This is a genomic window from Ruegeria sp. CJ2 (assembly GCF_056536745.1).
On the sequence record NZ_JBQFQF010000004.1, the window covers coordinates 105,406 to 123,546 of the forward strand.

The following is an 18,141-nucleotide window of genomic DNA, read 5'->3' on the forward strand; positions in this document are numbered from 1 at the left end:
TACGGCTCTAACATGTGGGATTAGGCCACCTGACTGCCAATTTCTGGCAGGATGGGCGCAGCGTCGATCAGGGTTTGGGTGTAGGGATGCTTTGGGTCGGAAAAGACCTGCTCGGTCTCACCTTGCTCAACAATTTTACCGGCCTGCATCACCATAACGCGGTCGGTGATTGTTCTGACAACGCTGAGATCGTGGCTGATAAACAAATAGGTCAGGTCATACGCCGCGCAGAGCTCGGCCAGAAGGTCGAGGATTTGCGCGCGTACGGATACGTCCAGCGCTGAAACCGCCTCGTCAAACAGGATCAACTCGGGCCGGATGATCAAGGCGCGGGCAATGGCGATGCGCTGCCGCTGACCTCCAGAAAATTCGTGGATGTACTTGTCTGCATCTTTGGGGCTGAGGCCCACAGCACTCAGCATTTCGGCGATCAAGTCCTGACGTTCGGCCCCTTTGGGGGGATTTTCCAATACGTGAAACGGCTCTGTGATCAGCCGCGCGACCCGGTGGCGGGGGTTGAAACTGCCATAGGGGTCTTGAAACACCACCTGCATTTTCCGCCGCACGACCGGGTTTGGCTTGTGGCCCGCAAAAACGGGTTCCCCGTCCAGTCGGATTTCCCCGGACTGAACCTCCTCTAACCCCAAAATCGCCCGGGTTAGGGTCGATTTTCCACACCCAGACTCACCGACCAACCCCAAACGCTCGCCTCGATTAAGGGTGAGACTGACCTGATCGACGGCGCGGTGATGACCGGGTGTATCGAACAAGCCTTTCCGGGGAAGGCGGTAATCGCGAACGACCTGCGTAACCTCCAGCAACGGGCGCGGGCTTATCGTATCGGGCAGGGAAACCTTGTGGCCAGACGCCTCGAACAGCATGCGGGTGTAGGGGTGCTGCATGTTGCGCAACAGGTTTTCCGTGGCCCCTTCTTCAACAACTTCGCCGTGACGCATAACGGCGATCTTGTCGGCCAGATCCGCCACAACCGCCAGATCATGGGTGATCATCAGCAGACCCATGCCATACTCGCTGACCAACCCCCTGAGCAGCTCGAGGATCTGCGCCTGCGTGGTGACATCCAGCGCAGTCGTCGGCTCATCCGCGATCAACAGCGTCGGGCGCAGTGCAATGGCCATGGCGATCACGACACGCTGACGCTGACCGCCCGACAATTCGTGCGGATAGCGGGTCAGGGGGAAACGATCAGGCGGCAGGCCCACACGGGTCAGAACCTCCTCGGCGCGTTTACGGGCTTGTGGGCGGGGCATCGCCTTGTGGATCAGGATTGTCTCCATCACCTGATCCCCGATGGTCTTGACCGGGTTCAGAGCGGTCATCGGCTCTTGAAACACCATTCCGATCGAGGCTCCGCGCAAGGCACACATGTCCGCCTCGGGGCGGGTTAGCAGGTCATGGCCGTCCAGCCGGATTGCGCCCTGCGTTTGCGCCCCGTTCGGCAGCAGGCTCATGACGGACAGGGCCGTCATGGACTTGCCCGAGCCGCTTTCACCCGTAACGGCAACGATTTGGCCGGGGTCGACCGACAGGCTGACCTGTTTCAGAATTTCAACCCCGTGGATCGTCAGCGACAGGTTTTCGATGTACAGCAAGCTCATGCGCGCGCCACCCTTATCCGCGGATCCAGCCAATCACGCAGGCCGTCCCCCAAAAGATTCAGACCCAGCACGGTGACGATAATCGCAAACCCGGGAATCAGAGCCAAATGCGGGGCAAAACTGACCATTGTCTGGGCGTCGGCCAGCATCCGGCCCCAACTGGGCGTTGGCGGTTGCGCCCCCAGACCGACATAAGACAGGCCCGCCTCGGCCAGTATGCCCAGCGAAAACTGAATGGTCCCCTGCACGATCAGCAGATTGGCGACATTGGGCAGGATGTGTTCGGCTGATATCCGGGCGGCACCCTTGCCGGACACGCGGGCGGCAAGGATGAACTCACGCTCCCACAGGGACAGTGCCGCGCCACGAGTGATACGGGCAAAAACGGGAATGTTGAATATGCCGATCGCGATGATTGCGTTGACCGCCCCTGCCCCGAACACGGCGGTGATCAGGATCGCGATGACCAGTGAAGGAAACGCAAATACCAGATCGTTGCCGCGCATGATTAGCTCATCCAGCCACGATCCCTTGCGCGCTGCTGCTGCCAATCCCAGCGGCACCCCCAGCGCCATGCCGATACCCACCGCGACCAAGGCCACCGCAATCGACGTTCGGGCACCGACCATAATCATGGAGAACATGTCGCGGCCAAAATGATCCGTGCCGAACCAGTGTCGCGCATTTGGTGGTTGCAGCTTGTCCGGAATGCTCAGCGCCGCATAGTCGTAGGGCGTCCAGACAAACGAGAGCAACGCCGCCAAAACAACCAGCGACGACAAAGCCGCGCCAAGGATCAGGTTGCGGCTCATGTCCGGCTCCTCAGGCGGGGATCGACGGCGGCATAGGCCAGATCGACCAGAAAATTCACGGTGATGACTGCAAACACCAGCAGCATGACCACCGATTCCACCACGATCAGGTCGCGGGCAGAGATCGCCTGAAAGACCAGCCGACCAAGGCCCGGAAGGTAGAATACCTGCTCGATGATGATTGAGCCGGCCAGCAGGAAAGAAAATTGCAACCCGATAATGGTCAGCACCGGGATCAGTGCATTGCGCACGCCATGCCTCCACAAGGCTTGCCTGCGCGACAGACCCTTGGCGCGCGCCGTCCGCATGAAGTCTTCGCCCAGAATATCCAGCAGGGATGACCGCATCACCCGCGCCAAAATCGCCGCTTGCGGCAGGGCCAGTGCGATAGCGGGCAAGGTCAGGGAATGCAGGCCAGTCCAGAACCCGGTGTCCCACCCTGCGAACCCGCCAGCGTTGAACCAGCGCAGGTTGATGGCGAAGATCAGCACCAGCATCATTGCAAACCAGAAATTGGGAACCGCGATGCCCAGTTGCGTGGCACCCATCACGGTCAAATCCCCTGGCTTGCCCCGGCGCGCAGCGGCATAGATACCAGCGGGAAAGGCGATCAGGGTCGACAGGGTCAGTGAATACAGCGCCAACGGCAGCGACACCCACAACCGATCTGCGATCATCTGCGAAACCGGTGTGCGATATGTGTAGGAGGTTCCAAAATCCCCCACCAGCATCCCGCCAACCCAGCTAAAGTAACGCTGAAGCTTCGATCCATCCAATCCAAGCTCCGCACGCAGCGCGGCCAGCGTGTCCTCTTGCGCGTTGACGCCTAGCATAAAGGACGCGGGATCGCCGGGCGCAACCTCGATCACGGCAAAAATGACCACCGAAGCCACGGCCAGGCTGATCATCAGGGATATCAGACGTTTAAGAGCGTAACGGAGCATTGGTGCCACGTTAGGATCACATATCGCCCGGGTCCAGCACCTAAGGGATCAGAAGATAGGCAAAAACCGCGTAACCCACGATAGCGGCATAGCCCAGAGGATAGATCCACTTGATCGCATAGTTGTCCAGCTTGCGCGCAGCCTCTTCTCGGCCCGACACTTTGAGCTTACGCAGGGCCACGTTGAACACGATCAAAGCCCCGGTCATAAGGAACATGCACTGTAGAACGAAATCCAGAAAGGTCAGATACCCCAGCTTGGGCAGATCGGCCGAGATTGCCCAGTTGAAGGCCACAAACACCAAAAGGTTGCCTCCGGCGATTTCGATTCGCCTGCGGTATTCGTCCAGAAAGAACAGCGCCCAGCCGACCGTGATCAGCACCAGCATCGGCAGGAAAACACGGATCACATAATAGGTCAGGTGGCGGCTGCCTTCAAAGACCAGCGCAATCTGATCACTGTCCTGCCCTGACAGGCCCGGAACCGTCGATGCTTCGACACGGGCGTTTCCAAGAACCCACTCTTCCTCGCCCAGCATGTCGCCAAGGCCCGAGTGGTCCTCGAGCGGATAGTAGGACACGTATTCCGAGGGAAAGATCGAGACGACTTCAAAGAAGAAATCCTGCGTGTCGAACGGGTATTTGCGAAAATCGAAATGCGGTGCCTGCAACGTCAGATTGGACTTCTCGACATAGACCACCCGACCGTCATACCGCAGCGAGGCGGCGGACTCGTGAATCCACTTGTTGGATTGTTGGTTGTGAATGACGAAAGCGGGCAACACGGCCCCGATACTTGCCGCGTGGTCGGCCAGGGCTGGAGGATTGAAAACCCGGATATCCCGGCCCAATGCCTGTTGATCGAAGGCCAGTGCGGGGTCCGTCCATTCCACCCGCAACACAACAACCGCGCCGTAATTCTCGGCCTTCTGGTCGACGCTGGTGATCTGGTCGATTCTGATGCCGATACCAACCTGCAAAGGGTTTTCCGGCGTACCTGCCAGTGCATCCAACCGACCCCCAAGGGCGTTTTGCGCCTGCGCTTGCCCGCCCATGACCAACACGGTGCAGGCAAGGGACGCAAGGAAACAAATGGCGCGAAACAAGGTCATGATCAAGTTCGTCAGGGTTCTTCAGAATAACAGGGGCCGCACGTAGCGGCCCCGACAAGATTATTCGGACCAGCTGATTTCCGTCAGGTCGATGGCAGCCGTCGGCGCGTTCTTCCAAAGGCCCTGAACGCCCGCTTTTGCAACGCCCAGCTTGGCAAGCTGGAACAGGTATCCATTGACATAGTCGGTCGAGATCAGCCTTTGGGCTTCACCCAGCAACTTTTTGCGCTCTTCCGGGTCGGTGGTCTCGTTCAGCGTGTCCATCAAAGTCTGAAAATCAGCGCTGTCATACTGGAAGTAGTAATCCGGACGGGCATAGATCCCGATATCCATGGGTTCCGTATGGCTGACAATCGTCAGGCCAAAATCCTTACCCTTGAACACGGATTCCAACCACTGCGCCCATTCCACGTTGATGATTTCCGCCTGAATTCCAACCTCGGCCAATTGTGCTGCAACGATCTCGCCACCCCGTCGGGCATAAGATGGGGGCGGCAGATGAAGCGTGGTTTCGAACCCTTTTTCATACCCTGCGTCGGCCAGCAATTGGGCGGCTTTCTTGGGGTCATAGGCTGATTTCCCGGTCAGATCGACATAGGCCGGGTTGTGCGGAGCAAAATGGGTTCCAATCGGCGTTCCATAGCCAAACATGGCCCCGTCGATAATGGCCTGCCGGTCAATCGCATGCGCCATTGCCTGCCGCACCCGGATATCATCAAACGGGGGCTGCTTGTTGTTGGTGGACAGGATGGTTTCGCCTTCGGTTGACCCGACAAGCACCTGAAACCGCGGATCAGCCTCGAACTGAGGCAGGTTTTCAGGCGCCGGGAAATTGTCGAATACATCCACATCCTCGGCCATCATCGCGGCAAAGGCGGCGGTGGGGTCCGAGATGAACTTGAACGTGGCAGTCTCAAGCGCGGGTTGTTCGCCCCAATAATCCGGGTTTCGGTTCAAGGTGATGCTGTCGCCCTGAACCCATTCACCAAAGGTAAAAGCGCCGGTTCCGACAGGGTTTGTCTTGATATTCTCGATACTCTCGGGGGCCACGATCACCGCGTCACCCCAGGCCAGATTGAACAAAAAATTCCCGTTCGGGGCCGAGAGTGTGACCTTGACGGTAAGGGGGTCCACGACCTCGACGCTTTCGATCCCGGCAAACAGGGCTTTTTGCGCGTTAGCACTGTCTTCGGCGGTGGCGCGACCAAGGCTGAACTTGACGTCTTCGGCATCCATCGTCGTGCCATCATGGAACGTAACCCCATCATGCAGCTTGAAGGTATAGACCGTGCCGTCCTCGGAAATCTCCCAGCTTTCGGCCAGGCCGGGCACGACCGAACCATCGCCCATGAACCGCGTCAGACCTTCGAAGATATTCGTGTACACAACCGAATCGATGGCCTGCGCCGCGGCGCTGGTCGGGTCCAGATGCGGTGGTTCCAGTTGCATCGCGATGGTTATGTCGGACTTGGCCAAACCTTGCGTTGCAAACAGGCTGACGCCCACGGCAAGGGCCGAGGCAAAGGACCGAAACATCTGCTTTGTCATAGAAATAGCTCCCCACTGAATATCCGCGGCCCCTTGGTTTCCGGGCCTTTCCAAGACCAATGTCACTTTAAACCTTAGGTCAATCAAGGGATTGTTGGCGCAACCGGGGTTTCTTAGCCCGTGTCCGATCTGCTATGCCGCGCTGCAACATGAATCCCGGAGGAGCGATCATGAGCGCCACCGCCCATAAAAAGGCCCCGAACGCCGAGGATATCCGCGCCCGCAAAGGCGGCGAACCTCTGGTCAGCCTGACTGCCTATACCACGCCGATGGCACGGCTGATGGATGACCATTGCGACTTTGTTCTGGTGGGCGACAGCGTCGGCATGGTGCTGCATGGTCTGGAATCGACCCTTGGCGTGACGATGGAGATGATGATCCTGCATGGTCAAGCCGTCGCGCGCGGTTTGAACAATGCGATGATGGTCATTGATATGCCGTTCGCCAGCTACGAGCATTCACCGAACGAGGCTTTCCGCAACGCCGCCCGCCTGATGGCTGAAACCGGTGCGGGCGCGGTCAAGCTGGAGGGCGGGGTCGAGATGGCGGACACCATCCGCTTTCTGGTCAAGCGCGGCATCCCGGTGATGGCGCATATCGGGCTGACGCCGCAATCCATCAACACGCTGGGCGGCTACAAGGTGCAAGGCCGGGACGAACAGGCCACGGCAGTTCTGGCCGATGCCCGCGCCGTTGCCGAAGCGGGTGCGTTTTCCGTAGTGCTCGAGAAGGTTCCACAAGGGCTGGCCGACCAGATTACGGCTGACATCGCGATCCCCACGATTGGCATCGGTGCCTCTGCCGGGTGCGACGGTCAGATTCTGGTGGTGGATGACATGGTCGGCTTCTTCACAGCCTTCAAACCAAAATTCGTCAAACGCTATGCCGAGCTTGGCCCGCTGGCGGAATCAGCCATCGCCGACTACGCCGCCGAAGTCCGCGCACGGACTTTTCCGGCCGAGGAACACGTGTTCTCAGATCAGGCCCCGGCCAAAGGACCCACTAAATGACTGCCCCAATCCTGCGCCGCCTGACGGATCTGCGCGCGTTGACGACTCAATGGCACACCAACGGCGAAAAAATTGGCGTCGTACCCACGATGGGCGCGCTGCATCAGGGGCACCTGTCGCTGGTCGAAGCAGCCAAGGCGGGCTCGGACCGGGTCATCGTGACCATTTTCGTGAACCCCAAGCAATTCAACAACCCCGAGGATCTGGCCAAGTATCCACGCACCGAACACGAGGATGCGCAAAAACTGGTCCCTTACGGCGTCGATGCGATCTATGTGCCCGAGCCCGAGGAAATCTATCCGCAGGGGTTCGCCACCACCGTTTCCGTCGCGGGCCTGACCAATGTGATGGAGGGCGAGTTCCGTCCCGGCCATTTTGATGGCGTCGCGACCGTGGTCGCCAAACTGTTTCTGCAAACGCAGGCGGATCGCGCCTATTTCGGGGAAAAGGACTATCAACAACTGATGGTCGTGCGCCGCATGGCACGTGATCTGGACATTCCGGTCGAGGTAATCGGCTGCCCCACGGTTCGCGAACCCTCGGGGCTGGCGATGTCGTCGCGCAATCTGCGTCTGTCGCCGGAAGGGTTGGATATTGCCGCCAACAAACACCGGATCATGCGCGCGCTTGCCAAGGATTTGGCCGATGGTGCGCAATTTGACACTTTGGGCGCGCGGGCTGAAACCGAATTGCTGGCCGCCGGGTTCACGCAGGTCGAATATATTCAGCTGCGCTGCGCCGATACGCTCGAGCCGCTGACCCATGCATCGCGCCCTGCGCGCCTGTTCGCGGCGGCCTGGGCGGATGGCGTCCGGTTGATCGACAACATTCCGGTCTGAACGCACTGGCACCCGCGTCCCTGTTTGCGCTAAAGTCCCGCAAAACGAAACGGGAGGGGCGCAGGCGTGACCTTTATTCTTGCCATTGATCAGGGCACTACATCTTCGCGGGCCATTTTGTTTGACGCGGATATGCAACGCGTAAACACCGCTCAGCATGAGTTTACCCAGCACTTTCCACAGGAAGGCTGGGTCGAACACGACCCCGAGGAAATCTGGGATAGTGTTCTTCGGGTCTGCCGCGAAGTGATGGACAGTGCCGGTGTGACGCCGGATCAGATCGCCGGGATCGGGATCACCAATCAGCGCGAAACAACTGTCGTATGGGATCGCGCCACGGGCAAGCCGATCTACAATGCCATCGTCTGGCAGGACCGCCGCACCGCCGAGATTTGTGCCCGTTACAAACAAGCGGGTTGCGAAGACGACGTCACCGCGCAGACCGGGCTGCTGCTGGACCCGTATTTCTCAGGCACCAAGGTGAAATGGCTGCTGGATACCGTGCCGGGTGCGCGGGACAAGGCCGAAGCCGGAGAATTGATGTTCGGCACCATCGACTGCTTCCTGATCTGGCGCCTGACCGAAGGGCGCAGCCACGCCACCGATGCCACCAACGCAGCACGGACCCTGCTGTTCGACATCCATAACGGAGAATGGAGCGCCGAGATCTGTGATCTGCTGGATGTTCCGATGAACATGCTGCCCGAGGTGCACGACTGTGCCTCGGACTTTGGAACGACAACCCTGTTGGGCGGCGAGATTCCCATTTTGGGCGTCGCAGGCGATCAGCAGGCCGCGACGATCGGGCAGGCATGTTTCAAACCGGGCATGATGAAATCCACCTATGGCACCGGCTGCTTTGCGCTTTTGAATACCGGGTCACAGCCGGTGGAATCCAAGAACCGCCTGCTGACAACCATCGCGTACCAATTAAACGGTCAGCGCACCTACGCGCTGGAAGGGTCGATCTTTGTCGCCGGGGCCGCCGTGCAATGGTTGCGCGATGCGTTGCAGATCATCGAGTCTGCGGCCGAAAGCGGCGAGCTTGCTCAGCAGGCCGACCCGAACCAGAACGTCGTTCTGGTTCCTGCCTTCACCGGTCTGGGCGCGCCCTATTGGAAACCGGATTGCCGCGGGGCTGTTTTTGGTCTGACCCGTAACTCCGGGCGCGCCGAATTTGCCCGCGCAACGCTCGAAAGCATCGCCTACCAGACGCGCGATCTGTGGCACGCCATGCAAGGGGATTGGGGCCAGGACACCAAGGTGACTTTGCGCGTCGATGGCGGAGCCAGCGCATCGGACTGGGCCATGCAGGGTCTGGCTGATTATCTGGGGGCTGCGGTCGACCGCCCTGTCATGCAGGAAACGACGGCTCTGGGCGCAGCTTGGCTGGCTGGAATGCGCGCGGGGCTGTACCCCAAGCAACATGAATTCTCGGAAACATGGGCGCTGGATCGCAGATTTGAACCCGAGTTGTCAGAAGAAGACCGAGATGCCGCCTATGCACGCTGGCAACGGGCAGTGTCAGCAGCAATGGCATTCTGAAAAGGCGGAAGGGTCAGCTATGATCCTTCATCAACCGCTGTTTCTGACGTGACCAATCCCGTTTGGCCTGGGTTTCGCGCTTGTCATGGGTCTTTTTACCCTTGGCGATCCCGATCTTCACCTTGGCCCGGCCCTTGTGGTTGAAATACAGAACCAGCGGCACCAGCGTCATGCCTTTGCGCTGGGTCGCGTTCCACAGGTTCGACAGTTCTTTGCGCGACACCAACAGCTTGCGGCGGCGGCGTTCTTCATGCTTGAAGACCTTCGCCTGCTCGTAGGGCGCGATATAGCTGTTGACCAGCCACAGCTCTCCATCATCGACCGAGGCATAGCTGTCCGCAATATTCGATCCCCCGGCCCGCAGGGACTTGACCTCGGACCCTTCCAGCACGATGCCGCACTCGATATCGTCCTCGATCGCGTAATCGAAACGTGCCCGCCGGTTTTCGGCGATGACTTTGTAATTCGGGTCTGTCTTCTGCTTGGCCATGACGCGTTGATTTAGGCGGCTTGGGGCGGCCTTGCAAGCCCTCAGGTCTTGGCCGAGATGATCAGATCGGGGCCAAAAATCGTGTCGGCATGGTTGTGTAGATAGATCTTGAGCCATGGCGTGAACCGCGCGGGGTGGCGCTGCACCTCGGCCAGCAGATCGTGATAGTCGATCCAACGGATATCCATCACTTCGTCCGGGTTCGGCTCGATGGTCAGGGGGCCGCGCACATGGGCAAGGAAAACGTCCACCACCTCATGTTCAATCATCGAGTTGCCGACATCAGCGTGATATTCCAACCGGTGGCGGTATTCGGGGTATAGCCCGGTAATCCCCAGTTCTTCGCGCAGGCGGCGCACGGCGCATTCCGAAGGCGTCTCGCCCCAGTCGGGATGAGTGCAGCACGTATTCGCCCAAAGACCCGGCGTGTGGTATTTGCCCATCGCCCGACGCTGCAGCAGAATTTCGGTACCGCGCACGACAAAGACCGACACCGCCTTGTGCCGGAGGCCCTTTTCATGCGCCTCCAATTTGTCCACGGGGGTTAAATCGCCATCAACCCAGGCCGGGATCATGATTCCCATTTGATGTCTCCTGCTGCCGATCCCACTGAACGGCCGGATAAAATCTTCTGGCTGTCGCCGGACCGACTTGGCTTTGCGGTTGCATCCGAAAGATGCAGTCGAAACCACATAGGTCCAAGGTGGCGCTGATCGACCGAGTTATCAACCGCACGAAAGGCCGCAGGTAGCTGCGGCCTTTCTTAAACTTCCAGAGTGCGGAGTTTCAGACGTTACTCACCCGAAACGCTGACAATATAAGCGTACACATCCTCGGCACCCGACTTCAGGCGGAATGTCATTTTGGACTTGGCAGCCGTGTCATCGAGATAGGATTTCAGGAACGCCTTGGGGTCCTGAGCGTATTCGGCAAATGTTGTCTCGTCCCAGACCAGACCGTTTTCACCTGCGGCGACAAGGCTGTCACCATATTTGAACCCCTCAACGGTTCCGGCTGTACGTCCGGCAATACCATAGAGGTTCGGTCCGGTCTTGCCGCCCTTGACGATCACTTCTCCGGCGGGATCGGCGATCAGGTGGCAGGACTTGCACTTATTGAAGGCTTTCTTGCCAGCGTCTGCGTCGCCTTCAGCAAATGCAGGAACGGCCAGCAGGCCCATGAGTGCGGTTGCGAGGATGCGATTCATAGCTTTGCTCCGATACAAATTGGCTGCCCCGAATGGAAACCCGCACGAGAGCAGAGTCAACGCGCAGATTGCCGCGTACGAAGGTCGGATTTCACTTTGATCCTGTGCCGCTCACAGTGTCGCTATTGTGGTCGGACCAGCAGGGCAACAAATCGCCCTCTGACGGTGTTGCCAGATACACTGCGCGTGCAATCGCACGGGCCAGACAGATCGACGCCGCATGGCCAATCATGCCCAAGTCCAGCCCGGTGCTGCCGATCTCTTGCGCACCGGTACTGACCCCGAACACCAAATCCCCGTCACCCGGCGTGTGGGCGGGAACAATGGCCCGCGAGATCCCGTCATGGGCGGCAACCGCCACACGTTGACATTGTGACTTGGTCAGCTTTGCGTCGGTGGCAACGATTGCAATCGTTGTGTTTGTCTTGTCCGGTTCGGCCGGATGCATGACCTGCGCCTTGCGGCTGACCACCTGCCGCCCCAGATCGGTTGCAGGGTCGGGGCCCAGTCCACCGAATTCTTGGTCGACTTCGAAAGGTGCGGCCCAGAAATGCCGGTCTCCCGGAGTGGTGACGCTGCCAAGTGGATTTGCGGCGACGAGGGCACCGACCGTGACCCCGTTGGCCAGAACCAATGAGGCCGACCCCAGACCGCCCTTGTGCATTGCCGCAAGCGCGCCAGTCCCTGCCCCGCTGCTTCCCAGTTCAAACTGATCCGACGCGGTTTCAAATGCACGCCGTCCAAGAGCGCGATAGGGGTTGTCCTCCCACTCTTTTTCTCCACCGTTCAAAAGATCGAACAGGATCGCGCCCGGTACGATAGGAACAATCGCGCGGCCCACCTGAAACCCGCGCCCGCGTGCATGCAACGCGTCAGAAACACCAGAACACGCATCCAGCCCAAAGGCTGAGCCACCGGACAGGACAAGGGCATCCACCCTGTCCACGGATTTGTCCGCCGCCAACAGATCGGTCTCACGCGTGCCCGGTGCGCCGCCCATGACATGCACTGACGCCGTAAAGGGGCTGTCCGAGGTCAGCACGGTTGCGCCCGATTTCAACGCATCGTCCTGCGCGTTACCGACCAAAAGGCCGGGAACATCGGTGATCAGGTTCTTTGGTCCGGGTGTCATGGGCGTCTTGGGGTTTCGGGCCGAAAAGCGCGCAAGCGCGCTGCCTCCGGCGGGGATATTTTTGGCCAGATGAAGAGCGGATCAGATACAGCGGCCACCGTCGACCTCCAAAGCGGTTCCGGTGATCATGCTGGCCTCGTCCGAGCATAGGAAACAGGCTGCGTTGGCCATGTCTTGGGGCGTTGAAAAACGGCCCAAGGGGATGGTGGACAGGAACTTGGCCCGAACCTCGGGCGTGTCCTCTCCCATGAACGATTTCAGAAGGGGGGTTTCGCCCGCGACCGGGCAGATCGCGTTGACACGCACACCCGAGGGGGCCAGTTCCACCGCCATCGTTTTTGTTGCGGTGATCATCCAGCCCTTGGACGCGTTATACCAGTTCAGGTTCGGGCGCGGTGACAATCCGGCGGTCGAGGCCACGTTCAGGATTGCCCCTGTTCCGCGTGTCTTCATCTGCGGAACAAAGGCGCGCGCCGTGAGGTAGACGGATTTCATGTTCACCGCAAAGACCCTGTCAAAATCCGCTTCGCTTACAGCCTCCAAGGGGGTCGGCAAGTGGGTGACACCGGCGTTGTTCACCAAAATGTCCAGATGCCCGAACCTGTCGGCTGCCGTGTCCGCCATGTCCTGAACCGAGCTGTCATCGGCGACATCCACTTGTTGCGCCAGAGCCTGCGTCCCAAGTGAGGCCGCCAGATCATGGGCCGCATCGCCGTTGATATCCGCGATCATCACGCGCGCGCCTTCGCACAGGAATTTTCGGACGATACCCGCCCCAAACCCCGAGGCGCCTCCAGTCACGATTGCGGTTTTTCCTTCTAGCCTCATACCCTTGCCTCCCAGTCGTCTTTGCGCGCCAGAGTAGCAAGGCACCGCGAACTTTCCAGATTAATCTTCCGACACACGACCCCGGAGCGCCTTGACATCCGAGCGGGCCTTTTTCGCCGCCAAGCGCCGTTTTACCGAGCCGTAGGTGGGTTTTGTCGCGATCCGCCGTTTGGGTTTCACCAACGCACGTGCGATCAGGTCTGCCAACCGGTCGCGGGCAATCTCACGATTGCGGGCCTGGCTGCGGGTCTCTTCGCATTGGATGATGATTGCACCGTCTTTGGTCCAGCGACGCCCAGCCAACCGTTTCAGCCGGTTTTTGACTGGATCGGGCAAAGAGGGCGAGCGCGCGGCTTCGAACCGCAGCTCGACAGCGGTGGACACTTTGTTCACGTTCTGCCCGCCGGGGCCCGACGACCGCACGAAACTTTCGGTCAATTCCCAATCCTGCAGGACGATATCATCGGTAATGCGCAACATGGGGTGGACCTTACTTGGCCTGCGCGAAAACAGAAAGGGCCGCCCCGGTGGGACGGCCCTTCGAAAGTTCAGGAGGTCGGGTCGGTTAGATCAATCGACCAGCCGGAGCGAGCGCTCCGCCAAGGGCTGCCCTAGCAGGCTTTCCCCCCGGTTGTTCCGACACCTCTCTCCAATCTCTTTCTCGACACTGGATCACCTCCTTTTCTATCTGTTGCGGTTGATAAGGATGGTGACACAAGATGCGCCATTCTCAAAGCACTTTTTACGCAGGTTGGGCGGACAGCCGCGCAACGATCACTTTGAACGGGATCAGCGCGATCAGCGCCAGCGACAATTTCACCAGCCAGTCGGCAAAGGCCAGCGTGACCCACAGCGGCGCCATCGGGCCGGACAGCATGAAGGGCACCGGTTCCCACGCCCAGTTGATCGCGGCATCCGCATTTGCGCCGAAGAAAGTGACCGAGGCTGAGAAGGCCAGGGTGAAGAAGATCGCGGTGTCCAGCGCAGATCCAACCAGTGTCGAGACCAGTGGTGCGCGCCACCAGCGGCCACTGCGCATCGCGTTGAACACCGTGACGTCGGTCAGTTGCGCGATCAGGAAGGCCGTGCCCGAAGCCACGGCGATGCGCAACGGCACGGCGGCATAGGTAAAGCCGTCGCCTTGCAGAATGATCTGGCTGCCGATCAGCGAACAGATGATGCCGGTGACAAAACCAGCGAATACGACCTTGCGGGCCGGACCGACGCCATAGACGCGGTTCATGATGTCAGTGACCAGAAAGGCCAGAGGATAGGTGAAAGCACCCCAGGTCAACAGACCGTCCAGGATGAGGAACTGGACCAGGATGTTTGAGGCCACAACAATGGTGGCCATGGCAAGAATGCCGGGAATATAGCTGCGTTGCATTTTCAGATGCCCGTTTTGACAAGGTAGCGGCGACTTGGCCAAGGGACCGTCCCAAGGCAAGCCGCGCTTCTAGACGCTTGCTCGGCGGCTGTCAATCAGGCAGCAGGTATTCCACCAGTTCGGTGCGCTGCAACGCAAGGAAGTTGTCATCGGACACCATAGTGGCGCGCAGGCGGTTTTGATCATCGCGCCAGATCGACACGCCTTCGAGGTTGTCGTGCCCCCCTGTTCCGGTGGTGAACAGAACCTCTTCGCCGACGGGCGAGTCTTCTTGAATCTGCCACCTGCGAAGGCGCGACCGGAAACCTGTCAGCGACACAGCGCGTTCCAGAACGTAAAGTCTGCCGTCCGGCCCGAAATCGGCTGCGACGGGTGAAAACCGTCCACGTTGGGGTAAAACAAATGCTGTTGACCAGACCTGTCCGTTCCACCGGTACACCGGAATATCCACATCCTCGGTCCGGCCTTTCTCGGTCAAGGTATAGAGCCGCTGCTTGTCGTCGATCGCCAACGCTTCGAAGGAGCCGTTATAGGGCAACTGATCAAACGCTTTGGGGCGCGGCAGAACGCGCGCCTTGGACCCCGGCGCTGAATAATGGGCGACGCGATGAACACGTTCGAAAGAAATGAAGTAACTGCCATCTGGCGCGACGGCCAGCCCTTCGGAGTCACCGGAAATCCCGGATAATGGCTGACCCGTGCTGGAGAGCACCGGCCATTTCCCCGTGATCTCAACTCCGGTAATTGCATCGGCTTCACGTATTATTCTGGCGTGCACCAATATGGCCCGATCGCTCAACGCAATCATCTTGCGACCGTCCGGCGAAACATGCAGCGCGGAAAACCCACCGAACCAGCCAGCCGGATCACACCAGGCAAAGCTGCCTAACTCAACGGCGGTCTTTGTTTCGACGGCCCAGGCCGGTCCTGCCAAACAAAACGCGGATATCAGTTGGATTGCAGAACGGCGGCGCATTGCTGGGGCAGATCGGCCAGACGATATTCCCGGCGTTTTTTGGGTGGCGGCGCATTTGGGTCAGGCGGCGGCGGGTTCAGGATATTGTTCACCCATTGCTGCGCTTCGGCGCAGCCGTCACCCTTGGGCGGCGGGTCTTGATTGACGCAGCCTCTGGACCCGCGCGGGCAGGCAAGCCGCACGTGGAAATGATAGTGATGCCCCCACCACGGCCGGATCTTGCGCAGGTAGGCGCGGTTACCTTTTTCCTCTTTGCACATCTGCACTTTCGCGCCCGGAAAGACGAAAATGCGGGCGACCCGTTTGTCCTTGGCTGCTTCACGCAAAACGGCGTGATGCTGTTTGGTCCAGTTGTCGTTGACAAACGCCCCATTTGAACGGCGCATGGAAACGGATGAGATATTCTCGCGCGCTTTGCGGCTGAGCCGCATGTCGTTGCCGGGAAGCATCCAGATATCAATGTCCAGACCCAACTGGTGCGACCGGTGCCCCGATGTCATTGGCCCGCCCCTCGGCTGGCTGATATCCCCGATATAGAGACCATTCCAACCCGGTTGCCTGGCCGCAAACTGGCTGAGGTCCTGCACATAATCTATCGCCACCGGGTGCCCCCAGTTGCGGTTGCGTGACAGGCGCATGGCCTGCCATGTCGGGCCTGTTTCGGGCAGTTGCACCGACCCCGCAGCGCATCCGCGCGAATAACTGCCGAAAGCGGCGGGTTTTTGTTGTGAACTTTGCTTTTGCGCTCCGAATAATTGCTTGGCCAGGGGTTGCGCCCCTGCGGAGCCTGCCAGTGTGATTAAGGCCAATATTGCCAAAAAACGCTGTAATATCATCTGCTCTGATCCCCTTCCGGTTTCACCCAGCGCATCAGGATTAGACCCAGAATAAACAACAGAATGATGGGTGACACCCCCAGACGCGCACTGCCGGTCGCGGTTGTGGCAATCCCGATCAACAGAGGCGCGACAAAGGACGTGGCGCGACCAGACAAACCATAAAGACCAAAGCTTTCCACCGGGGCTTTGGGATCGGTGTGGCGCACCATCATGGACCGGCTGGCTGACTGCAAAATGCCACCCATACCGCCAATCAGGATGCCGCAGGCAAAGAACACAAGATCCGGCAGGCCCGATCCTTCGGGCAAAGCGATGCCGAAAACCTGTGTCCGGTCCATGGATACGATCGTGACGCAGACAAGGATCAGAACCCAGATGCTCACCAGAATGACCGGTTTAGGGCCGTTTTTCTTGTCCAGCTTCCCGCCCACCCACGAAAAGGCGGCGGCGGCCAGAACGCTGACGATCCCAAAGACGCCGATCTTGATGAGGTCCCATTCCAGCACCAGACGGGCATATACGCCGCCAAAGCTGTACAGCCCGTTCAGCGCATCGCGGTAGAACATGGACGATCCCAAATAGCTGGCCAGACTAAGCCGGTGCCGCAGGTTGGAAATCGAATGCGCCAACAAGCCCAGCGCGTCGCGTACCGAGCCGTGTTTCTTGGACGATGACTCGTCCCGCACCCACAGGAAATACGGCACCATGAACAGGATGAACCATCCTGCCGTGAACGGGCCGACGAACCGGGTGCCCTGTTGCTGCGCCGCATCCAGCCCAAAAGCAGGGTCCAGTCCGATCAGCGTCTTGCCGTTGGCCTGCTCGACAAACAACAACAGCATGATCGCCAACGAGATCAGCCCTCCGAAATAACCGAAGGCAAAGCCCGAGCCGGAAATCTCACCCACTTCCTTATCGTCGCCAAGATCAGGCAATTGCGAGTTGATGAAGATCAGCGCATATTCCGCGCCGACAAATCCAAGACCAAAGGCCGACAGCATCAGCCACATGTTTGAACCATCCGGCAGCGTGTACCACAGCGCCGCGGACCCCACGACATACATGACGGAAAACCCAAAGATCCAAGGGATGCGCCGCCCTGACACATCTGCCATCGCGCCCAAAAGCGGCGCACCAAAGGCGATGATCAGCCCCGTAATGGTCAGGCAATTCGCCCAAACCGTCTGCGCCCGTGCAGCCGCCGCCTGAGAGTCCAGCCCGGTTCCTGCGAAATACCCAGCGGCTACCCCGGCGAAATAGGGTCCAAAGACGAAGGTGACCAGAAGGCTGTGATATGGCTGCGTCGCCCAGTCGAAAAACCACCAGCCCCAGATGCGCTTGCGCTTGGAAATCTCTGCCATGACTGCCCCTGTTCTTGTTGCCTTTCATAAGACGGGGCTTTGGGCGGTTTCGCAAGCGTTCTGTTGGCGCAGACTTGCTCTTTCGCCCGTGGGCGCTTACGTCTCGACTGACGCAAATACCGGAGGCCCCATGCTGTCACTGATCCAAATCCTGCTGCTGATCCTGGACATTGTCTGGTTCATCATTCTGGCCCATGTGATCATGAGCTGGCTGATCAACTTTCAGGTTCTCAACTTGCACCAGCAGTTGGTGGCGCAAATCTGGTACGGTCTGAACCGGATACTCGAACCGATCTACGGCCCAATCCGCCGGGTTCTGCCGAATATGGGCGGTCTGGACCTGACGCCTCTGGTCGTTCTGGTCGGCGTCTATGCGCTGCGGATCATCCTGATCAACAATATGGTCTATTTCGTCTGACCTCTTGTTCACCGAATCTTAGTATGTGATTGTCCTGTCTTAAGAGCAGACAAACCTTAAAACAGGGCAATCCCC

19 protein-coding genes are annotated in these 18,141 nt (G+C 59.2%); 4 read left to right on the top strand and 15 right to left on the bottom strand.

Going from position 1 to position 18,141, the window contains the following annotated elements:
• Window positions 1-20: 20 nt before the first annotated feature.
• The 5 genes from ACR0MS_RS07150 to ACR0MS_RS07170 are packed head-to-tail and all read right to left on the bottom strand — an operon-like array spanning window position 21 to window position 6,034.
• Window positions 21-1,619, bottom strand: a complete 1,599-nt coding sequence (locus tag ACR0MS_RS07150; RefSeq protein ID WP_480571636.1) for an ABC transporter ATP-binding protein — start codon at window positions 1,617-1,619, stop codon at window positions 21-23.
• Window positions 1,616-2,431 carry an ABC transporter permease gene (locus tag ACR0MS_RS07155; protein ID WP_480571634.1) on the bottom strand — a complete coding sequence of 272 codons (816 nt, stop codon included), beginning with the start codon at window positions 2,429-2,431 and terminating at the stop codon, window positions 1,616-1,618. Before ACR0MS_RS07155 ends, ACR0MS_RS07150 begins: the two co-directional genes overlap by 4 nt.
• Window positions 2,428-3,375, bottom strand: coding sequence for an ABC transporter permease (locus ACR0MS_RS07160; RefSeq protein WP_480571631.1), 948 nt, complete (start codon window positions 3,373-3,375; stop codon window positions 2,428-2,430). The genes ACR0MS_RS07155 and ACR0MS_RS07160 overlap by 4 nt, the downstream gene beginning before the upstream one ends.
• A 40-nt stretch (window positions 3,376-3,415) precedes the next feature.
• Complete coding sequence (locus ACR0MS_RS07165; RefSeq protein ID WP_480571628.1) at window positions 3,416-4,486, bottom strand: ligand-gated ion channel; 1,071 nt, start codon at window positions 4,484-4,486, stop codon at window positions 3,416-3,418.
• Window positions 4,487-4,546: 60 nt separating this feature from the next.
• Window positions 4,547-6,034 (bottom strand): ABC transporter substrate-binding protein, encoded by a 1,488-nt coding sequence (locus ACR0MS_RS07170; RefSeq protein ID WP_480571625.1) that lies wholly within the window; start codon window positions 6,032-6,034, stop codon window positions 4,547-4,549.
• A gap of 170 nt (window positions 6,035-6,204) precedes the next feature.
• Between ACR0MS_RS07170 and panB the strand changes: the two genes are divergently transcribed.
• The 3 genes from panB to glpK all read left to right on the top strand — a co-directional run bounded on the left by panB (window position 6,205) and on the right by glpK (window position 9,428).
• Window positions 6,205-7,044, top strand: coding sequence for a 3-methyl-2-oxobutanoate hydroxymethyltransferase (gene panB / locus ACR0MS_RS07175; RefSeq protein WP_480571622.1), 840 nt, complete (start codon window positions 6,205-6,207; stop codon window positions 7,042-7,044).
• Entirely contained in the window at window positions 7,041-7,883 is an 843-nt protein-coding gene (panC, locus tag ACR0MS_RS07180) for a pantoate--beta-alanine ligase (protein WP_480571619.1), read from the top strand. The genes panB and panC overlap by 4 nt, the downstream gene beginning before the upstream one ends.
• Window positions 7,884-7,949: 66 nt before the next feature.
• Window positions 7,950-9,428, top strand: coding sequence for a glycerol kinase GlpK (glpK, locus tag ACR0MS_RS07185; RefSeq protein WP_480571616.1), 1,479 nt, complete (start codon window positions 7,950-7,952; stop codon window positions 9,426-9,428).
• Window positions 9,429-9,441: 13 nt separating this feature from the next.
• On the opposite strand, the gene smpB is transcribed toward glpK, so the two are convergent.
• From smpB to ACR0MS_RS07235, 10 genes are all read right to left on the bottom strand, one after another.
• Entirely contained in the window at window positions 9,442-9,918 is a 477-nt protein-coding gene (gene smpB / locus ACR0MS_RS07190; protein ID WP_171123065.1) for an SsrA-binding protein SmpB, read from the bottom strand.
• Between the two features lie 41 nt (window positions 9,919-9,959).
• Window positions 9,960-10,502, bottom strand: a complete 543-nt coding sequence (idi, locus tag ACR0MS_RS07195; protein WP_480571612.1) for an isopentenyl-diphosphate Delta-isomerase — start codon at window positions 10,500-10,502, stop codon at window positions 9,960-9,962.
• A 209-nt stretch (window positions 10,503-10,711) separates the two neighbouring features.
• A complete protein-coding gene (locus ACR0MS_RS07200; RefSeq protein WP_480571608.1) occupies window positions 10,712-11,125 on the bottom strand; it encodes a c-type cytochrome in 414 nt (137 codons plus the stop codon).
• Between the two features lie 91 nt (window positions 11,126-11,216).
• Complete coding sequence (locus ACR0MS_RS07205; protein WP_480571605.1) at window positions 11,217-12,257, bottom strand: P1 family peptidase; 1,041 nt, start codon at window positions 12,255-12,257, stop codon at window positions 11,217-11,219.
• A gap of 81 nt (window positions 12,258-12,338) precedes the next feature.
• Window positions 12,339-13,085 (bottom strand): SDR family oxidoreductase, encoded by a 747-nt coding sequence (locus ACR0MS_RS07210; protein ID WP_480571602.1) that lies wholly within the window; start codon window positions 13,083-13,085, stop codon window positions 12,339-12,341.
• Window positions 13,086-13,145: 60 nt separating this feature from the next.
• Window positions 13,146-13,565: an alternative ribosome rescue aminoacyl-tRNA hydrolase ArfB gene (gene arfB / locus ACR0MS_RS07215; RefSeq protein ID WP_180885286.1), complete on the bottom strand. Its 420-nt coding sequence runs from the start codon at window positions 13,563-13,565 to the stop codon at window positions 13,146-13,148.
• 262 nt (window positions 13,566-13,827) lie between these two features.
• Complete coding sequence (locus ACR0MS_RS07220) at window positions 13,828-14,472, bottom strand: queuosine precursor transporter (RefSeq protein ID WP_480571599.1); 645 nt, start codon at window positions 14,470-14,472, stop codon at window positions 13,828-13,830.
• A 91-nt stretch (window positions 14,473-14,563) separates the two neighbouring features.
• Window positions 14,564-15,448, bottom strand: coding sequence for an esterase-like activity of phytase family protein (locus ACR0MS_RS07225; RefSeq protein ID WP_480571596.1), 885 nt, complete (start codon window positions 15,446-15,448; stop codon window positions 14,564-14,566).
• Window positions 15,421-16,284, bottom strand: a complete 864-nt coding sequence (gene mepA / locus ACR0MS_RS07230) for a penicillin-insensitive murein endopeptidase (protein WP_480571593.1) — start codon at window positions 16,282-16,284, stop codon at window positions 15,421-15,423. Before mepA ends, ACR0MS_RS07225 begins: the two co-directional genes overlap by 28 nt.
• Window positions 16,281-17,648, bottom strand: a complete 1,368-nt coding sequence (locus ACR0MS_RS07235) for an MFS transporter (protein WP_480571591.1) — start codon at window positions 17,646-17,648, stop codon at window positions 16,281-16,283. The genes mepA and ACR0MS_RS07235 overlap by 4 nt, the downstream gene beginning before the upstream one ends.
• A gap of 130 nt (window positions 17,649-17,778) precedes the next feature.
• Between ACR0MS_RS07235 and ACR0MS_RS07240 the strand changes: the two genes are divergently transcribed.
• Entirely contained in the window at window positions 17,779-18,066 is a 288-nt protein-coding gene (locus tag ACR0MS_RS07240) for a YggT family protein (protein ID WP_171123085.1), read from the top strand.
• Window positions 18,067-18,141: the final 75 nt, after the last annotated feature.